The organism is Streptacidiphilus fuscans (assembly GCF_015690355.1).
In the GTDB taxonomy this organism is placed as follows: Bacteria; Actinomycetota; Actinomycetes; order Streptomycetales; family Streptomycetaceae; genus Streptacidiphilus; species Streptacidiphilus fuscans.
The window spans coordinates 39,907-57,712 of record NZ_JADPRT010000001.1 but is presented as its reverse complement, the minus strand read 5'-3'; the positions used below and the strand labels follow the sequence as shown (position 1 = coordinate 57,712).

16 protein-coding genes are annotated in these 17,806 nt (G+C 70.9%); 6 read left to right on the top strand and 10 right to left on the bottom strand.

Features of this window, described 5'->3' with window-relative positions:
• Positions 1-16: 16 nt before the first annotated feature.
• Positions 17-1,807: an ABC transporter ATP-binding protein gene (locus I2501_RS00295; RefSeq protein WP_236045708.1), complete on the top strand. Its 1,791-nt coding sequence runs from the start codon at positions 17-19 to the stop codon at positions 1,805-1,807.
• Positions 1,808-1,848: 41 nt separating this feature from the next.
• Here I2501_RS00295 and I2501_RS00290 read toward each other — a convergent pair whose 3' ends face one another.
• The 4 genes from I2501_RS00290 to I2501_RS00275 all read right to left on the bottom strand — a co-directional run bounded on the left by I2501_RS00290 (position 1,849) and on the right by I2501_RS00275 (position 4,088).
• Positions 1,849-2,430, bottom strand: a complete 582-nt coding sequence (locus I2501_RS00290; RefSeq protein ID WP_196191676.1) for a hypothetical protein — start codon at positions 2,428-2,430, stop codon at positions 1,849-1,851.
• Positions 2,414-2,905 carry an RNA polymerase sigma factor gene (locus I2501_RS00285; RefSeq protein WP_196191675.1) on the bottom strand — a complete coding sequence of 164 codons (492 nt, stop codon included), beginning with the start codon at positions 2,903-2,905 and terminating at the stop codon, positions 2,414-2,416. Before I2501_RS00285 ends, I2501_RS00290 begins: the two co-directional genes overlap by 17 nt.
• 112 nt (positions 2,906-3,017) lie before the next feature.
• On the bottom strand, positions 3,018-3,665 hold the full coding sequence (locus I2501_RS00280; protein ID WP_196191674.1) for a class F sortase: 648 nt from the start codon (positions 3,663-3,665) through the stop codon (positions 3,018-3,020).
• 3 nt (positions 3,666-3,668) lie between these two features.
• Positions 3,669-4,088, bottom strand: a complete 420-nt coding sequence (locus I2501_RS00275; RefSeq protein WP_196191673.1) for an LPXTG cell wall anchor domain-containing protein — start codon at positions 4,086-4,088, stop codon at positions 3,669-3,671.
• 450 nt (positions 4,089-4,538) lie between these two features.
• Here I2501_RS00275 and I2501_RS00270 point away from each other — a divergent pair, with 450 nt between their 5' ends.
• From I2501_RS00270 to I2501_RS00250, 5 genes are all read left to right on the top strand, one after another.
• A complete protein-coding gene (locus I2501_RS00270) occupies positions 4,539-7,289 on the top strand; it encodes a helix-turn-helix transcriptional regulator (protein ID WP_328806127.1) in 2,751 nt (916 codons plus the stop codon).
• Positions 7,290-7,390: 101 nt separating this feature from the next.
• Positions 7,391-8,662, top strand: coding sequence for a sugar ABC transporter substrate-binding protein (locus I2501_RS00265; protein WP_196191669.1), 1,272 nt, complete (start codon positions 7,391-7,393; stop codon positions 8,660-8,662).
• On the top strand, positions 8,634-9,587 hold the full coding sequence (locus I2501_RS00260; protein WP_236045707.1) for a carbohydrate ABC transporter permease: 954 nt from the start codon (positions 8,634-8,636) through the stop codon (positions 9,585-9,587). The genes I2501_RS00265 and I2501_RS00260 overlap by 29 nt, the downstream gene beginning before the upstream one ends.
• Positions 9,584-10,399, top strand: a complete 816-nt coding sequence (locus I2501_RS00255; protein ID WP_328806125.1) for a carbohydrate ABC transporter permease — start codon at positions 9,584-9,586, stop codon at positions 10,397-10,399. The genes I2501_RS00260 and I2501_RS00255 overlap by 4 nt, the downstream gene beginning before the upstream one ends.
• A 90-nt stretch (positions 10,400-10,489) precedes the next feature.
• Positions 10,490-11,470, top strand: a complete 981-nt coding sequence (locus I2501_RS00250) for an AraC-like ligand-binding domain-containing protein (protein WP_196191668.1) — start codon at positions 10,490-10,492, stop codon at positions 11,468-11,470.
• Between the two features lie 9 nt (positions 11,471-11,479).
• On the opposite strand, the gene I2501_RS00245 is transcribed toward I2501_RS00250, so the two are convergent.
• From I2501_RS00245 to I2501_RS40435, 6 genes are all read right to left on the bottom strand, one after another.
• Entirely contained in the window at positions 11,480-12,115 is a 636-nt protein-coding gene (locus I2501_RS00245) for a CE1759 family FMN reductase (protein WP_196191667.1), read from the bottom strand.
• 21 nt (positions 12,116-12,136) lie between these two features.
• On the bottom strand, positions 12,137-13,285 hold the full coding sequence (locus tag I2501_RS00240) for an LLM class flavin-dependent oxidoreductase (protein WP_196191666.1): 1,149 nt from the start codon (positions 13,283-13,285) through the stop codon (positions 12,137-12,139).
• A 189-nt stretch (positions 13,286-13,474) separates the two neighbouring features.
• Complete coding sequence (locus I2501_RS00235; protein ID WP_236045706.1) at positions 13,475-14,551, bottom strand: alpha/beta hydrolase; 1,077 nt, start codon at positions 14,549-14,551, stop codon at positions 13,475-13,477.
• 331 nt (positions 14,552-14,882) lie between these two features.
• On the bottom strand, positions 14,883-15,857 hold the full coding sequence (locus tag I2501_RS00230; protein WP_196191665.1) for an alpha/beta hydrolase: 975 nt from the start codon (positions 15,855-15,857) through the stop codon (positions 14,883-14,885).
• A 330-nt stretch (positions 15,858-16,187) separates the two neighbouring features.
• Positions 16,188-16,928, bottom strand: coding sequence for an alpha/beta fold hydrolase (locus I2501_RS00225; protein ID WP_196191664.1), 741 nt, complete (start codon positions 16,926-16,928; stop codon positions 16,188-16,190).
• A 42-nt stretch (positions 16,929-16,970) separates the two neighbouring features.
• Complete coding sequence (locus I2501_RS40435; RefSeq protein WP_196191662.1) at positions 16,971-17,774, bottom strand: helix-turn-helix domain-containing protein; 804 nt, start codon at positions 17,772-17,774, stop codon at positions 16,971-16,973.
• Positions 17,775-17,806: the final 32 nt, after the last annotated feature.

Here is a 17,806-nt window from a genome sequence, read left to right as displayed (position 1 = left end):
CAGGACTGAACAGCTCATGGCTGAACCGATGGTGACCGAGCAGTTGGCGACCGAGAACCCGGTGACCGAGCCGCTGGTGGAGGTCCGCGACCTCACCGTGGACTTCCCGGTGGACGGCGGCGGCACCGTGCGCGCGGTCGACGGACTCTCCTTCGACCTGGCGCCGGGCGCCGCGCTCGGCATCGTCGGCGAGTCCGGCTCGGGCAAGTCGACGGCGGCGTACGCGCTGCTCGGGCTGCACCGGGGCACCGGAGCGGCGACCGGCGGCAGCGTGCGCGTCGCGGGGGTCGACCCGCTCGGCGCGCCCGAGGCCGAACTGCGGCGGCTGCGCGGCGGGTTGGCCGCGATGGTCTTCCAGGACCCGCTCTCCTCGCTCGACCCCTACTACTCCGTCGGCGACCAGATCGCCGAGGTGTACCGGGTGCACAACCGCGTCTCCCGCCGGGCGGCGCGGCAGCGCGCCGTCGAGGTGCTCGACCGGGTGGGCATCCCCGACGCGGCCCGCCGCGCCCGCTCCCGCCCGCACGAGTTCAGCGGCGGAATGCGCCAACGCACCCTCATCGCCATGGCCTTGGCCTGCGAGCCGCGTCTGATCGTCGCGGACGAGCCGACCACCGCGCTGGACGTCACCGTCCAGGCCCAGATCCTCGACCTGCTGCACGAGCTGCGCGCCGAGACCGGGGCCGGGCTGCTGCTGGTCACCCACGACCTGGGCGTGGTGGCCGGGAGCGTGGACCGGGTCCTGGTGATGCGGGACGGCCGTGCGGTCGAACTCGGCCCGGTGGCCGAGGTGCTGGGCTCCCCGCGCGAGGAGTACACCCGCGCGCTGCTGGACGCGGTCCCGCGCGTCGAGACTGCGCGCCACGAGGCCGTCGAGCTGCGCGGGACGGACCAGCCGGACCAGCCGAACCAATCGGGCCTTCTGGACGAGTCGGGCAAGCAGGCCGAGCAGGACGAGCCGGGCGACGACCGTCCCGTCCTGCTGGAGGCCGTCGACCTGCGCAAGGAGTTCCGCCGCCGGGGCGCGCCGACCGTGAGCGCCGTCGACGGCGTCTCGCTGACGGTGCGTCAGGGCGAGACCCTCGGCGTGGTCGGCGAGTCCGGCAGCGGCAAGACCACCCTGGGCCGGATGCTGGTCCGGCTGCTGGACCCCAGCGGCGGACGGCTGGTCTACGACGGCCGCGACATCGGGCGGGCGAGCGAGCGCGAACTGCGGCCGGTGCGCGGCGAACTGCAGATGGTCTTCCAGGACCCGGTCTCCTCGCTCAACCCGCGCCGCTCGATCGGCGAATCCATCGCCGACCCGCTGCGTGCGGCGGGAGAGCGGGACGACCGGGCGATCACCGGGCGGGTCCGCGAGCTGCTCGACCTGGTCGGCCTCAACCCCGACTGGTACAACCGGTATCCGCACGAGTTCTCCGGCGGCCAGCGCCAGCGGGTCGGCATCGCCCGGGCGTTGGCCCCGCGCCCGCGCCTGCTGGTCTGCGACGAACCGGTCTCCGCACTGGACGTCACCACGCAGGCCCAGGTGGTGGAGCTGCTCGGGCGCCTGCAGCGGGAGTTGGGGCTCTCGCTGGTCTTCATCGCGCACGACCTCGCGGTGGTGCGCCAGGTCAGCGACCGGGTCGCGGTGATGCGCCGGGGCCAGGTGGTGGAGTCGGGACCTGCCGAGCAGGTCTTCACCGCACCGCAGCACGCGTACACCCGCCGGCTGCTGGAGGCGGTCCCGGTCCTGGACCCCGTGCTCTCCGCCGAACGACGCGCGGCCCGTGCCCTGCCCGTCCTCGAAGCCACCGGCACCGGCTGAGCGTCAGCCGGTGCTGGCTGAGCCTCAGCCGGCGCCGGAGCTCAGGAGCGGCCGGAGCCGAGGGCTGAGCTGGGCACGGAGGTCGGCGTAGCCAACGGTGTGGGGCTCGGGTTCGGGTTCGGGCTCCGTGTGGGGACCGTCGTCGGTCCAGGTCCGGCCGCGGACGTGCCGAAGCCAGAACTCGGCGTCGCGGTCTGGTGAACGGTCGTCCCGCCGACGCCGACACCGCCGCTTCCCGCGTTGCCCGCGGGAGGCGAGGCGGACGCCGTGGCGGACGGGCTCGCCGAGGGTCCCGCCGATTCGGACGCCGACGGCGAGGGCGGAGCCGACGGAGACGGCGAAGGTGTGCCGCTGCGGCCGGGAACCGTGGGTGGGGCGATCGGGGTGGCCGGGATCTGCCGGGCCGGGGCCCCGCTCAGCAACAGCGGCGTCACCACGGCTGCGGCCGCCGCCAGCACCAGACCTCCGCCTGCCACGCCGCGCAGCCGCCTGCGCCAGACCGCGCCGCGCCGGATCTGCTCGAATGTTCCGGGGGGCGGCATCAGCAGCACCGGGTCCGGTTGCATCAGCGCGGACAGCTGGGGGTCGCGCTCGTCCTCCGGATCCTCAATGTGCGCGATCAAGATGTCCTCCAAGCTTGGCACGCAGCAGTTCCCTGGCTGCGTGCAGATCGGCCCTTATCGTTCCTTCCTTACGCCCTGTCAGCGCGGAAACCTCCCGGACCGGCAGATCAGCGTAGTAGTACAGCAGCACCGTGGTACGCAGACGTTCCGGCAGCGACTGCACCAGCAGCCGCACGGACACGTCGGCGTGCTCGCCCTGCGCCCCGACCAGGGCCTCGGTGGTCGCCCGACGCATGGCCCGCCGCTCGCGTTCGAGTTTCCGCCAGTGGTCGCGGACCAGGTTCGCGGCCGTGACATAGAGAAAACCGCGCGGCTCCTCCACCTTGGTCCAGCGGGCCCAGAGGCGGGTGAACGCCTCCGCGGCGATCTCATGGGCAGTCCCTTCGTCGTCCGTCAAGTGACGGCACCAGCCGGCAAGGCTGGGGTAGATGGCAGCGAACAGCTCGGACGCTTCGGCGTCCTTGGACCTGCTCAACGTTCTCCAGGGCTGTGCGAGGGGTCCGGTGGGTGGGGCGCGCGGTACCGCACACCCCACCCACCGGCTGACTGACTGGCTTACTGACCGGCTGACGGTTGCTAACGACCGCTCACTGTCCGGGGTCCAGCGAGGCGAAGACGAGCACGTTGTCGAGGTAGCCGTGTCCGCTGCTGTCCCGGGGACCGCCGCAGGTGATCAGACGCAGTTCGGGCCGGTCGACGTTCCCGTAGACCTCGCTGGTCGGGAACTCCGCCTTCCTGACGGTCTGCACCTTGTACACGGTGAAGGCCGCCGAGGCGCCGTCCTGGAGTCGCACGGTGACCCGGTCGCCGCTCCTGAGCCTGGCCAGGTGCAGGAAGACCCCGTTGCCGAACTGCCCCACCGTCACATGCGCCAGGATCACCGACGGACCCAGCTGACCCGGAGTGGGCGATCCCTGGTACCAGCCCGCCGGCGCGTTCGCTTCGATCGGCGGCACCTGTACGGTCCCGTCGGAATCAAGCCCCAACCGCATCACGGGCGTGTCGACCCCGATGGCGGGAATCTCCAGCCGCACCGGCGTCGAGCGCGCCAGCACGTGCGCAGACGTTCCGTCAGCCGGAGCGCCGGCCGGCGTTTGCAGCGGCGCAGCAGCAGGGCTGCTCGCGACCGTCGAGGCCCCGACCGCGGACGACGGGTCCGCGCCGCATCCGGAGGCCAGCGACACGGCCGCGAGGCTCAGCACGGCCAGCCACGCCTTTGCGTACCTCGTCGACACGGTTCAGGCCCGGGCCTTGCGGCGGCGCAGGACCAGCAGGCCGCCACCGCCGACCAACACCGCTGCGGCGACTGCCGCCTCGGTCACGGCGGTGTCCCCGGAGCCCTGTCCGGCGACCGGAGCGACGCCGGTGTCCGGCGCACCGCTGGGCACCACGCCGACCTGGCCGCCGGCGGCGGACTGCGAGGGCACGGGCGTGGGGGTCGCCCCGCCACCCACGCCACCGGAACCCCCCGCCTGCGACGGAGCGGCACTCGGCGCGGCGGTGGGAGTGCCGCTCGACGCGGCACTCGGCGCCGCGGTGGGGGTCGCGCTCACCGCGGGGGTGGGCGTCGCGGAGGACGCGGCGAAGGCGGAGCCCGCCCCACCCAGAACAGCGGCGGAGGCCAGGGCCACGGACGTGATGACAACACTTGCACGCATGAACAGTTTCCCTCTCATCGGCACGGCCGATTCCCTCAAGGGGTCGACCGTGCTGCGTTGGTGATCGGGCGGAGAGACGAACCAGCGCCAGCTCCTGCTGTAAAGAGTTGGCAAAGTTCGCGAACCGTCGCGGCTACCCCGCCGGAGACCACAGCGCGGCGTCCGACATGGCGATCACACCAACTCCGGGCGAACACCTGATGGACGGTGAGGCCTCCCGGCCTGGGCCGACGACAACGTCGTCCGAGCGCGACGCCCGTCCCGGCGCCGGGACTTACTCCCGGGTCACCAGTGGGCGCCGTCGGGCGGCCGGACGCCGTGGCGCTCCCTCCGCTGTCGGCGACGTGGCTTGAGTCACTCGCCCGATACCGGCCTGAACTGCGATTCCTTGCATAATGAACCCGCCCGCCCAGGCCCAGGCACGGCCGGCGGCTGCGGACAAGGAAGGGCGTGCAAGTGGCGGGGTCAGGCAGATCGCTGTCCCGTTGCGGTCTGCGGGGCCGGGAGGTGGAGCTCGAAGGGCTCCAGCATCTGATCGCCTCGGTGGCCCGCACCGGATCCGGTGGGCTGGCCGTGATCCAGGGCGAGCCGGGTATCGGCAAGACGACGCTGCTCTCCGAGGCCGTCACCAGGGCCAGAGCGGCAGGCTTCTCGGTCGGCCTGGGCAAGGCCGACGAGCTGCATCGCATCGTGCCGCTCTCGTCGTTGGCGGCCTGCATCCTTCACGGCGAGAAGCCGCTGCTGTCCGGCGACGCCTTCGCCGATCTGGCCCGCAGTCACGATCAGCGGATCTGGCTCGTGGAGCGCATAGCGGAGGCGATCGAAGCCAGAGCCGGCAGCATGCCGGTGCTGATCGCCCTGGACGACGTCCAGTGGGCCGACCCGCTGAGCCTGTTCGCCCTGAAGCAGCTTCCGACCCGACTGTGGACCCTGCCGGTCGTGTGGATGCTGGCTGGACGCCTGGATCCTGCCGGCCCTGCCCAGGAGGTACTCACGGCTGCGGCGAAGACCCTGCCGACGTCCACTGTGCGACTCGGTCCCCTCTCCGACGCCGCCATCGGCGAACTGGTCAGTGACACTCTCGGTGCAGGGGCCGACGAGCGGGCACGGGACCTGCTCGACGGAGCCGGAGGGAATCCGTTTCTGGTGGTGGAGATGCTCGCGGGGCTGCGGTCCCCCGAGCGCTCGGGTGAGACCGTGCCGCCCGGACTCGTGGTGGGTGTGCGCGGCCGACTGCGATCCCTGCAGCCGTCCACGCTGCGCCTGCTGCAGATGGGGGCGGTGCTGGGCCGGAGGTTCCGCTTCCACGATGCCGCCGCGCTCTGCGGCCGACCGTCCACCGCGCTGCTCGCGGCACTGGAGGAGGCGGTGCGCGCGGGACTCCTGGACGACAACGGCGATCACCTGCTCTTCCGGCACGACCTGCTGCGTCAGGCGGTCTACCACGACATCCCGCCGTCAGCACGGATGGCACTGCACCGCGAGGCCGCCAACCACCTTGTCCGGGTGGGCCGTCAGCCGGTCGACGCGGTGCCGCACATCCTCCGGGGCGCCGCGCCGGGGGACGAGGAGGCGGTGGCGCTGCTTCAGCAGGCCGCTGACGAGGTGCTGCCGGTCGCGCCCGGTCTCGCGGCCGACCTGATGACGCGCGCACTCGAACTGGTGCCGTCAGCCGTGCCGTTGAGGTTCGTCGTGGGTGAGCAGGCGATCGTCTCCCTGACGCGGGCCGGCCGGAATCGAGAGGCGCTGTCGACCGGCGACCGGCTGCTGGCCGGCCGACCTCCGACGGAGGCGTTCAGCCGACTGCAGGCCGCCCTCGGCGTGACGCTGTGGAACATGGACCTCGCCGGTGAGTTGCGACGCCGGGCCGAGACGGCCCTGTCCATCGGCGGCGCCGCCTCGGAGGTGGGCGCCAGGCTGTCGGCCCTGCGTGCGCTGGCGATGTCCCGCGACGACGATCTTGCTGCGGCACGCGGGGTCGGCGAGGCCGCCCTACGGGCCGCTGTCGCCTGCGGTGACCGGGAGGCGCAGGTCCTGGCCCTGTGCGGACTCGGGGAGATCGCGCTCAACGCCGGTGAGAGCGCGGCCGCCCTGAAGCGGTTCGCCGCGCTGAGTGCGGTCGACTCCGCGTTCCTGCCCGAGGAGATCGTCGCGCACCAGCACATGGACGACTTCACGTCCAGCGCGCGGCTGCTGCTGGCGGAGGGCCGTGACGGGGCGCCACGTCAGGCGATGCTGCTGTGGGGACAGGGCCAGCACCATCTGGCGCTGGGCAGGCTCGCCGACGCCGACACCGATTTCGTGACGATGGAACGCCTGGAGGACGACGTACAGGTCCCGGTCCAGCAGGTGAACACGGCGGTGATCCGTTCACAGATCGCGCTGCTGCGCGGCGACGGTGAAGCGGCTCGGCAGCACCTGGCCACGGCTCGGAGAAGACTGGCGGTCAAACCCAACCCGGGCAACACGGCCGCGGTGCGCTTCCTGGAAGCGGTTCACGCCGAGGCCGACGGTGACCTCGCGCTTGCCGTCGAGAGGATCCGTCAGGTGCAGCAGGAGGGCTTCTTCATGCGCTGGCGGCTGTTGCGCAACCAGATCGACTCCGCGATACGCATGGCCCTGCGCGGCGCGGACCGCGAGCTGGCCGAGGACCTGGCAGCCCAGGCCGGACGGTATGCCGCGAGCAACCCGGCGGTGCCCACCGCCGTGGGCATCGCGGCGCAGGCCTCGGGGCTCGTGTCGGACGATCTCGACACGCTGGAACGCTCCGTGACACTGCTTCAGGCAAGCCCTCGCCCGCTGGTCCGGGCGGCGGCCGCCGCCGATCTTGGACAGGCGCTCCTCGCCGCGGGCCGCACGACCGACGGAGTGGCCGCCCTCGCTGATGCCCGACGCGTGTTCACCGAGACGGGCGCCCACGCGGCGGCGGCACTCCTCCAGCACGATCTGGACCGTGCCGGGGCCGGAGGTCACCGGGTGGCGACGGCGCAGCGCCCGGTCCACGGATGGGGAGCCCTCACCGTCTCGGAGAAGAAGGTCGCGCGCCTCATCGCCGAGGGCCGCACCAACCGGTCGGTCGCGGACCTGCTCATCGTCTCGCCGCACACGGTCAACACTCACGTCACGTCCGTGTTCCGCAAGTTGTCGATCAACTCCCGGGTTCAGCTCGCCAACCTGGTCATGGCCTTGCCCGAGGACTGAGCAGCATCAATCTCCGCCGCGCACCAGCAGTACGGTCTTGCCCGTACCCCAGGAACCCGTGCCGACTTCCGGCCCACCCACGACTCCGGTAAGGCGCCATCATGACCTCATCTGCCAGACCGACGACCCGGCCGCGGATCCGGACCCGCATCGGGGCCGGGGTCGTCACCCTGCTCCTGACTGCGACCGGGTGCGGTGCCGGAATCGTCAGCGGGTCCGGGTCCGGGTCCGCGACCGGCCAGGTCACCTCCATCACCGCGCTCGACTACTACACCGACGAACCGCAGCACACCCAGTGGAGCGAGCTGCTCAGCTCCTGCGGCAAGGCCGTCGGCGTGCAGGTCGAGCAGACCAGCGTCCCCGGGCCGTCGCTGATCCCCAAGGTCCTTCAGCAGGCGTCGTCGAGGACCCTTCCCGATCTGCTCATGCTGGACAACCCCGACCTGCAGCAGATCGCGCAGACCGGCGCGCTCACCCCGCTGGACCAGTACGGAATCGACCCGGGCGGCATCGGCAAGGGGATCCTGTCGGCGAGCACCTACCAGGGCAAGCTGTACGGACTGGCGCCTGAGGTCAACACGATCGCCCTCTTCTACAACAAGGACATGCTCTCCGGCGCCGGCGTCGCCGTGCCGAGGACCTGGGAGCAGCTGAAGGCGGCAGCGGCCCAGCTGACCCGTCCGGGGCGCTACGGCATGGCCGTCGACGCGAACGCCACCTTCGAGGGCGCCTGGCAGTTCCTGCCCTTCCTGTGGTCGAACGGCGGGGACGAGAGGCAGTTGGACACCCCGCAGGCCGCGCAGGCACTCCAGCTCTGGGTCGACCTGGTGAAGAGCGGATCCATGTCGAAGTCGGTGCTGGACTGGAACCAGTCCGACGTGAACGATCAGTTCCTCGCCGGCCGGACCGCCATGATGGTCAACGGCCCTTGGCAGATCCCCGCCCTGAACCAGGCGAAGAACCTGCACTGGGGGGTGGCCCCGATCCCCGTCCGCCGCCCGGGACAGGTCTCCGTGACCCCGCTCGGCGGCGAGGTCTGGACGGTCCCGCGAAGCACCTCCGCGGCCCGGCAGGAGAAGGCCGCCCAAGTCCTCGCCTGCGTCAACGACTCCACCAGCATGCTCACCCTGGCGAGGGAGCATTTCACCGTGCCCTCCCGCTCCGCCGTGGCCGCCGCGTACGCGGAGCAGGTCCCGTCGATGGCGTCCTTCGTGCAGGGCGTCGCAGCGGCCCGTGCCCGTACCGGCGAACTCGGCGTCAGGTGGCCGTTGGCCGCGACCGGCATATACACCGCGATCCAGTCCGCGTTGACCGGCGAGCAGACGCCGGAGGAAGCACTCAAGCATGCGCAGCAGACCGCGATGGGTTCCTGACCCCTCCCCCACCCTCGGCATGAGCCCGCGTCGGCGGGAGCGCCTCGCCCAGTGGATGTTCATCGCGCCCGCTGGGGTCTACCTGCTGCTGTTCTTCGGCTACCCGATCGTCAAGAACATCGTGATGAGCTTCCAGCAGTACTCGATCACGACGTTCTACACCGGTGCCGCACCGTTCGTGGGACTGCAGAACTACGCGAGGGTCCTTTCCTCGGACGTGTTCTCCCAGGCGTTGCTCACCACGGTCCTGTTCACCGTCGGGTCGATCGTCGGGCAGTTCGTGGTCGGCCTGGCCCTCGCGCTGTTCTTCCGGCGCAACTTCCCGCTCGGCCGCCTCCTGCGGTCGCTGCTGCTGCTTCCGTGGCTGCTGCCGCTGGTCGCCTCGGGGACCACGTGGAAGTGGATGCTCGACAGCGACACCGGAGTGGTCAACCAGGTGCTGCGCGGCCTGCACCTCGTGCCGTCCGGCGTCCCCTGGCTCACCGGGACCTGGCAGGCGCTCCTGTCCGTGACGCTGATCAACATCTGGATCGGAATCCCCTTCAACACCACGATCCTGTACGGCGGTCTGCAGGACATCCCGACGCATCTGTACGAGGTGGCGAAGCTGGACGGCGCCGGCCCGGTGACGACGTTCCGCTGGATCACCTGGCCCCTGCTGCGGCCCGTGGTGAGGGTGGTACTGGTGCTGGGCGCGGTCTACACGGTCAAGGTGCTGGACATCATCCTGGTCGTCACCGGCGGCGGGCCGGCCGGCGCCACGGAGACCCTCGCCACCCGGTCCTACGAACTCTCCTTCCAGCAGTTCGAATTCGGGCGCGGTGCCGCGATGAGCAACGTGCTCGTCGTCATCTCGCTCGCGTTCGCCGTCCTCTACCTGCGCGCCGGCCGTCGCGCCCGGAACGCCTCGGAGGAGACCCCGTGAAGCGCTCGTCAAGCCGTGGCCGGATATCCACGATCGTCGGGATCCTCCTGCTCGCGCTGATGCTCTTTCCCGTCTACTGGATGGTGAACGCCTCACTCCAGCCGGCGGGCAACACCCTGCAGGGAGGCTGGTTCCCCTCCCATCCGGACTTCAGCGGCTACCTCACCGCGCTGCGCGACCAGGGACGCAACCTCGTCACCAGCCTCGTCGTGGCCCTCGGCAGCGTCGTGCTCAGCCTCGGGCTCGCCGCCCCGGCGGCGTACGCACTCGCCCAGTTCCGCATCCGCGGAGTCAACCTCGTGCTTTTCGGTGTCCTGCTCACGCAGATGGTGCCGAGCATCGTCGTGGCCAACGCGCTCTACAGCGTCTACAACGACCTCGGGCTCCTCAACTCCTACGCCGGGCTGGTGTTCGCCGACTCCACGGCCGGGGTCCCCTTCGCCATCATCGTCATGCGTTCGTTCATGCTGAGCATTCCCCGGGAGATCGTCGAGGCCGCGCGCGTGGACGGCGCCGGGAGGCTGCGCGTCTTCCGCGCCGTGGTGCTCCCGATGAGCGCGAACGCCTTGGTCACCGCCGCCCTCTTCACGTTTCTCTTCACCTGGAGCGACTTCCTCTTCGCCCTCACGCTGACCACGACCGGGACCGTGCAGCCGGTCACCCTGGGCATCTACCAGTACCTCGGCGCCCAGACGGACCACTGGAACGCCGTCATGGCCACCGCCGTCCTGGCGTCCGTCCCGGCGGCCGTCCTGCTCCTCGTCGCCCAGCGCCACGTCACCGCCGGCGCCACCAGCGGTTCCCTCAGGTAGACATGATCTAGCGGGTTCACGCGATGTGTGGATTCGGCCCCGGTGACACGGTGTTCCAAGAAACACCTGCCCGTATTCAGGGGAATTCACATGGATGTCGCACTGACCACGGCTTGCGTGCCGGACGACGACAAGCTCGACTACTGGAACAAGGCCCTCAACCGCGTCCTCGTCCCCCAGGCGGTCACGCCCCGCAGACCGGAACCACTCACCGGCCGGATCACCTCCCGTCGCCTGGGCTACCTCCGGGTCTCCACCATCGAGGCGGACGCGCAGCGCATGAGCAGGACCCGCCGTCACACCTCCCAGGCAGGCGGGGAGTTCGTGACCGTCGGCCTGCAGACGTCCGGACGCGGCGCGCTGGCCCAGGACGGACGCACCGCCACGCTGGACCCGGGAGCACTGGTGGTCTACGACACCACCCGTCCCTACACGCTCGAACAGCCCGAGCCCTTCCACATGCACCTCTTCCAAGTGCCGCATCGCGTCCTGGCCGTACCCGAGACGGTGTCCCACCGCATCACCGCCACGACGCTGGCCCCGGAGGAGGTCATGGCGGGCATCGTCACGCCCTTCCTGACGGCGCTGGCCGCCACCGCCGCGCGGTGCAGCCCCAGCGTGGGCGAACAACTCGCGGGCACCGTCCGCGACCTGCTGACCACACTGATCAGCGAGCAGGTCGCCCGGCACGAGCCGGCCGACCGAGGCGGTGCCGCGGGCGCGATGGCGCTGCGCGTGCACGACTACGTCAACCAGAACCTGGCGGATCCCGACCTCTCCCCCCAGACGATCGCGACCCACCATCACATCTCCGTGCGCTACCTGCACAAGCTCTTCGAGAGTGAGGGAACCTCGATCAGCCGGTGGATCCAGCAGCGTCGGCTGGAGGAGTGCAGCCGCGAGCTCGCGCCCCGGGGCCGGACCAGCCCGACCGTGTCCTCGGTCGCCCAGCGTTGGGGTTTCGTCAACCCCGCGCACTTCAGCCGGGCCTTCCGAGCCGCGTACGGCATGTCGCCACGGGAATGGCGCAACGCGACGCTCAGCACAGCCTCGTCGCCGGACATGGCCTAAGCTCTGGCCCTAGCTACCGCCGCGCACTGCGGCGAGTTGCTGCTCGAAAGGGACCGGCTCCTCGTACGGGTCGGCGGGCCGCTCCGCCGCGCCGTGCGTGCCCATCAGGTCGACGAGCTCTCGGCCGGCCCGGTCGAACCGACGGGCCAACTCCTCGCTCCCGGCCTCGCCCGCGGCACCCCAGTCGGACGTGGCCGCGTAGACGGCGGTCGGCACCACGATCGCGCCGAGGTAGGCGAACAGCGGGCGCAGCGCGTGCTCCAGGACCAACGAGTGCCGGGGAGTGCCGCCGGTGGCGGCGATCAGTACCGGCGTGGCCCGGAGCGAATCGGGCTCGAGCACGTCGAAGAAGCTCTTGAACAGGCCGCTGTAGGACGCGGCGAAGACCGGCGTCACGACGATCAGACCGTCGGCCGCGGCCACCGCCGCGAGTGCCTCCCCGAGGGCCGGGCCGGGGAACCCGGTGACCAGGTGCTCGGCGACGGCCGTGGCGTGCTCGCGCAGCTCCACGACCTCGTCGCGGAACGCGAGCTGCCGCGCGGTCAGCTGGCGGGTGGCCGAGCCGGTGAGCCGGTCGGCGAGCAGCCGGGTGGACGAGGGCACGCTCAGCCCGGCCGTCACGGTGACAAGATTGAGTGGTCTCACGACTTCTCCGGATATCCGTGATCAGGCGCCGTCGGCGGCGGTGGGGACGGCGGTCGGGACGGCGGTGGCGGTGTCCGCGGACTGCGCGGCGCTCCGCGCCTCCCGCTCGGCGAGCAGGGACGCGTGCGTGGGCGCGTCGGGAACGCCGGCAGGCCGGCCGACGGCGAACTCCTTGCGCAGCACCGGAACCACCTCCTCACCGAGCAGGTCGAGCTGCTCCAGCACGGTCTTCAGCGGCAGGCCGGCGTGATCCATCAGGAAGAGCTGACGCTGGTAGTCGCCGACGTGCTCGCGGAACGTCAGCGTGCGCTCGATGACCTGTTGCGGGCTGCCGACAGTGAGCGGAGTCTCCTCGGTGAACTCCTCCATGGACGGGCCGTGGCCGTACACCGGGGCGTTGTCGAAGTAGGGCCGGAACTCCCGCACCGCGTCCTGGGAGTTGGCGCGCATGAACACCTGTCCCCCCAGGCCGACGATGGCCTGCTCCTCCGTGCCGTGGCCGTGGTGCGCGAAGCGGCGACGGTAGAGCCGCACCATACGGCGGGTGTGCTCCAAGGGCCAGAAGATGTTGTTGTGGAAGAACCCGTCGCCGTAGTAGGCGGCCTGCTCGGCGATCTCGGGCGAGCGGATCGAGCCGTGCCAGACGAAGGGCGGCACGTCGTCGAGCGGGCGCGGGGTGGAGGTGAAGGACTGCAGCGGGGTCCGGAACTTTCCCTCCCAGTCCACCACCTCGTCCCGCCACAGCTGGTGCAGCAGCGCGTAGTTGCTGACCGCAAGCGGAATGCCGTCGCGGATGTCCTGGCCGAACCACGGGTAGACCGGGCCGGTGTTGCCGCGGCCCAACATCACGTCCACCCGGCCGTCGGCCAGGTGCTGGAGCATCGCGAAGTCCTCGGCGATCTTCACCGGGTCGTTGGTGGTGATCAGCGTGGTCGAGGTGGAGAGGATGATCCGCTCGGTGCGCGCCGCGATCCAGCCCAGCATGGTCGTCGGCGAGGACGGCACGAACGGCGGGTTGTGGTGCTCACCGGTCGCGAACACGTCCAGGCCCACTTCCTCGGCCTTGAGCGCGATGGCGGTCATCGCCTTGATCCGCTCGTGTTCGGAGACCGTGTGGCCGGTCGTCGGATCGGTGGTGACATCACCCACAGTGAAGATGCCGAATTGCATGGGAGGCCTTCCAGACGGGTGAGGTGGAACGGAGTTCAGACCCGGCGACGGTAGCCACCGGAACGTCCCGCTCCTGTCCTCCCGGCGCACGCCTTCTTCACGGACAGCGCAGGGGGTCTTCGCCGGCAGCGCGGGTGGCTGCTTCTCGGCGTCAGGCCGAGCGCTCGACGCGCTCGGCCTGACACTGACTCAGGAGTGCAGGGCGGTGAAGAGGAAGGCCGATGCCTGTGCCACCGCGGCCTGGTCGGCGTTGGTGTTGCGGAGCGCGTTCAGCATCACGAAGTCGTGGAAGACACCTTCGTAGCGGACAGCGGTGACATCGTCACCGGCGGCGCGGAGCTTAGCCGCGTAGGCCTCGCCCTCGTCACGGAGCACGTCCGCCTCGTCCGTGATGACCAGCGCCTTGGGGAGGCCCTTCAGCTGGTCGAGACTGGCGCGCAGCGGCGAGGCCAGGATGTTGCTCCGGTCCGCCACGTTCGGGGCGTACGCGTTCCAGAACCACATCATCGACTTGCGGGTGAGCCAGGGGCCGTCGGCGAACTGCAGGTAGGACGCGTCGTCGAAGGCGGCGTTGGTGACCGGGTAGAACAGCACCTGGCCGAGCAGCTTCGGGCCGTGCTGCTCCTTGTCCTGGAGCGTGACGGCAGCGGTCATGTTGCCGCCGACGCTGTCGCCGGCGAGGGCGATCCGGGAGCCGTCCACGCCGATCTCGTCGCCATGGGCCGCAACCCACTTGGTGGCCGCGTACGCCTGCTCGATCGGCACCGGGAAGTGCGCCTCGGGCGACGGCGTGTAGTCGACGAAGACCACGGCGGCGTGAGCGCCGTAGGCGAGCTCGCGGACGAGGCGGTCGTGCGTCCCCTCGTCCCCGAGGACCCAGCCGCCCCCGTGGAAGTACATGACCACCGGGAGCTTGCCGTGCGCGCCCTCAGGGCGGACGATCCGGATGGTGACCTTGCCGGTCGGACCGACGGGAAGGGTGCGGTGGCTGATGTCGGCCGGAAGGAGCGGAACCGGGCCGGACTGCACCTGGTCCAGCGCCTTGCGGGCGTTCGCGTAGGACAGGGTGTAGATGGGCGGGTTCTTCGCGGCCGCGTCAGCGAACGCCTGCGCGTCACGCTCCAGCACGACCGGCGCACCCGTCGCGCCGGAGGGCGCGGCGGCCGCCCCGAGAGAGGTGCCGCCCACCACGAGCCCGGCCACCAGCGGGGCGCTCACGGCGAGCAGGATCTTGTTACGTCGGGTCAGTCGATTCATCGCGGACATCGCGGTACGTCCTCAGGGAGAGAGGGGCCAAAGGGGAACGCCGGCGACCGGCCCGAGCAGCAATCCGTCGCGCATCGCGACTCCTGGGACTGCGTTCTAAGGACCGGCGGGATCCAGCAGGTCGAGCCTCACACGGCCGTGGCGACCCGACTGTCCCGAGAGGGCGCACATCCTCTCCCGCCGGCGCACAGGGGCACACGCTCCGGCCCGGCGCGTCGCCCCGCGCCGCTTCGACGGCACGCCGAAGCGGGAGGTGCCCAGGTCGACCGGGCGCCTCCCGCTGGAGATGCGATGTCCTGCTGTCGAACCGACCCCAGCGCCGACTTGGCCCTCAGCTCGCCGAGTTGAGGGCGCTGCGGAGGAAGGTGACGGCCTGGGTGATGGCGGCCTGGGCGGCGTGGGTGGGGCGCAGGGCGTTGAGCATGACGAAGTCGTGGATGATGCCCTGGAAGCGGACGGCGGTGACGGGCACGCCGGCCTGGCGGAGCTTGTTGGCGTAGGCCTCGCCCTCGTCGCGCAGGACGTCGGCCTCGCCGGTGATGACGAGCGCGGGCGGCAGGTCCGCGAGCTGGTCGAGGGTGGCACGCAGCGGCGACGCGGTGATCTGCGCGCGCTCGGATTCGACCGTGGTGTACTGGTCCCAGAACCACTGCATGGCGTCGCGGCGCAGGAAGTAGCCCTCCGCGAACTGGTGGTAGGACGGCGTGTCGAAGCTGGCATCGGTGACGGGGTAGAACAGCACCTGGGCCGCCAGCGGGACGTCCCCCTGCTCCTTCGCCATCAGAGTGAGCGCCGCGGCCATGTTGCCGCCGACGCTGTCACCGGCCACCGCGATGCGGGTGGCGTCCAGGCCCTTGCTCTCACCGTCGCTGACGACCCAGCGGGCGACCGTGTGGTTCTGCTCGATCGCGACCGGGTAGGTCGCCTCCGGCGAGAGGTCGTACTCGGGGAAGACCACAGCGGCGTTCGCGCCGACGGCCAGCTCGCGGACCAGGCGGTCGTGGGTGTGCGCGTTGCCGAACACCCAGCCCGCGCCGTGGATGTAGACGATGACGGGCAGGGTGCCGGTGGCGCCTGCGGGCTTGACGATGCGGACCTTGACGGAGCCGGTCGGGCCGCCGTCCACGGTGATCCACTCCTCGTCGACCGCCGGCTTGGCGATCTCGCCGGACTGGACCTCGTCCACCGCCTTGCGGCCCTCGGCCGGACCTAGATCGAACAGGTACGGCGGGTTCGCCGTCGCCCTCGCGAACTCCTGCGCCTCGGGCTCCAGGACCGGAGAAACGGGCGTGTGGTCGTCGGACATTCTGATCTCCCTCGGCGTCGAACAGGCACGACGGCGGGACTCGGCACCGGCCGACCGCCCCGTCCAGCATGCTGCGGATTCTCACCGCCCGCACTCCGGGTGGTTGACCGTCCGCGCACGGCGCTGAACCCAGGAGTGCACAGCCCGAGCCGACCTAGGGCCTGCTTTAGAACTCGCGTCGGATCAGCCCGGCCCGTCTGGCGCGGTCAGCTGCAAGGCGGAGGATCGCCCTCGTACTGGGCCGTACTTGGGCGATGCGACAACGCAGCAGATGGCCGTGCCAGGCGGGCCGGGCCCGGCGGGAGTTCTAAAGCAGGCCCTAGCGTCGACTCAACCAGAGCTCGGTGTCCGGGTGACTTCCAGGATCAGCTCCGCGACCATGGACGGACGGGACACGGTCACCGCGTGGGAGGCGCCGGGCGCCTCGACCGTGACGGCGCCCGCGCGCTGCGCGGTGAATCGCTGGATCTCCGGGAGCAGTGTCTGGTCCGCGCCGGTGACCAGGGCCCAGGACGGCTTGGTGCGCCACGCCGCCGTGGAGACCGCTTCCGTGAGCGTGCGCTCTGTGATGGGCCGCTGGACCGTGGCGAGCACGCCCGCTAGTTCCGGATCCAGATCCCCGGCGAACAGCGCCGGGAACGCGTCCCGGCGAATGGTCAGCTCGGTGACGCGGTCCGTGTCGGGCGCCGCGACCGACGAGCGCCGCAGGTGAGCGCGGATCGGCGAGGGGGCGAAGAGCTTACCGATCTTCTCGAAGCTCTCCCCCACGTCCGGAAGGTAGGCGGCCACGTAGACCAGGCCCAGCACGTTGGCGGCGGACCCGACGTCGGTGATCAGAGCCCCTCCGTAGGAATGGCCGACGAGAACGACGGGACCGTCGATGCCGGAGAGGAGGGAGACGAGGTACTCGGCGTCGTGAGCGAGCCCGCGCAACGGGTTGGCGGCCGCGACGACGGCGACGTCACGTCGGTGCAGTTCCGCGATGACCCCGAACCAGCAGGTCGCGTCGGAGAACTCGCCGTGGACGAGCACGACGGTGGGTCTGGAGACGGTGGGTCCGGAGGTGTTCATGGAGGGGCGGCCTTTCGGGCTGGGTGTCGGCGGGACCGCGGTTCAGTTCGGATGCCCGGACGCCTGGACAACGCTCGGGTTGTCGAGGGTCTCGGCGTGGGCCTGCCATTCGCTCGGGGAGACGCCGAACGTGTCGCGGAAGACCCGGCTGAAGTGCGAGGCGCTGACGAAGCCCCAGCGCTGGGCGACGGCGGCGACGGAACTGCGCCGGTGGAAGGACCTCCCGAGTTCCCGTCGGCACGCCTCCAGACGCCGCCGGCGCACCCAGTGGCCCACCGTCACCCCCTCCTGCTTGAAGAGCTTGTGCAGGTAGCGCACCGAGATGAAGTGCGCGCGAGCGATCGACTCGGGCGAGAGACTCGGATCCATGAGGTTCTCCTCGATGTGGGAGCGGATCCGTGCGAGCAACTCGGCGGCGGCGGTCGGGTGCGTCGGGTTCTCCTGCTCGAGGAGGTCCATCACCAGCAGTGCGGCGAGATCCGCGACGCTGCGGGCGAGATGACTGCCCGTCACCGCGCGCTGGGCCCGGGGCTGGGCCGCGAGCGTCAGCAGGAACTGGGAGAGCAGCGAGCCGATGCCTTCGCCCCCGCGGGCCATCAACCCGCCGGCCCGCCGCACCTCCGCCCAGGTGACGCCGCCCAGGTAGAAGCAGGGGATACGGAAGAAGGTGATCTCACCGGACCGGTCCCGCAACACGTTCGCCACGTGGGGCTTGGCGGCGATCAACAGGTCCCCGGGCTCCAGCAGCACTTCGATGCCGCTCCGGTGGTAGGAGGCCGTACCGTGCCGGTACACCCCTACGTAGATGCAGTCCCTCGGGTCGACGCCCGGAGGCTGGGGAAGCACGTCGATGCACCCGCGTCCCTCGTCGGCGCGTA

What these genes read in the sequence shown, in the direction of transcription:
- I2501_RS00235 (WP_236045706.1), bottom strand. Translation starts at nt 14,551, where the DNA reads ATGTCCGCGATGAATCGACTGACCCGACGTAACAAGATCCTGCTCGCC.
- I2501_RS00230 (WP_196191665.1), bottom strand. Translation starts at nt 15,857, where the DNA reads ATGTCCGACGACCACACGCCCGTTTCTCCGGTCCTGGAGCCCGAGGCG.
- I2501_RS00240 (WP_196191666.1), bottom strand. Translation starts at nt 13,285, where the DNA reads ATGCAATTCGGCATCTTCACTGTGGGTGATGTCACCACCGATCCGACG.
- I2501_RS00295 (WP_236045708.1), top strand. Translation starts at nt 17, where the DNA reads ATGGCTGAACCGATGGTGACCGAGCAGTTGGCGACCGAGAACCCGGTG.
- I2501_RS00250 (WP_196191668.1), top strand. Translation starts at nt 10,490, where the DNA reads ATGGATGTCGCACTGACCACGGCTTGCGTGCCGGACGACGACAAGCTC.
- I2501_RS00265 (WP_196191669.1), top strand. Translation starts at nt 7,391, where the DNA reads ATGACCTCATCTGCCAGACCGACGACCCGGCCGCGGATCCGGACCCGC.
- I2501_RS00275 (WP_196191673.1), bottom strand. Translation starts at nt 4,088, where the DNA reads ATGCGTGCAAGTGTTGTCATCACGTCCGTGGCCCTGGCCTCCGCCGCT.
- I2501_RS00260 (WP_236045707.1), top strand. Translation starts at nt 8,634, where the DNA reads ATGCGCAGCAGACCGCGATGGGTTCCTGACCCCTCCCCCACCCTCGGC.
- I2501_RS00225 (WP_196191664.1), bottom strand. Translation starts at nt 16,928, where the DNA reads ATGAACACCTCCGGACCCACCGTCTCCAGACCCACCGTCGTGCTCGTC.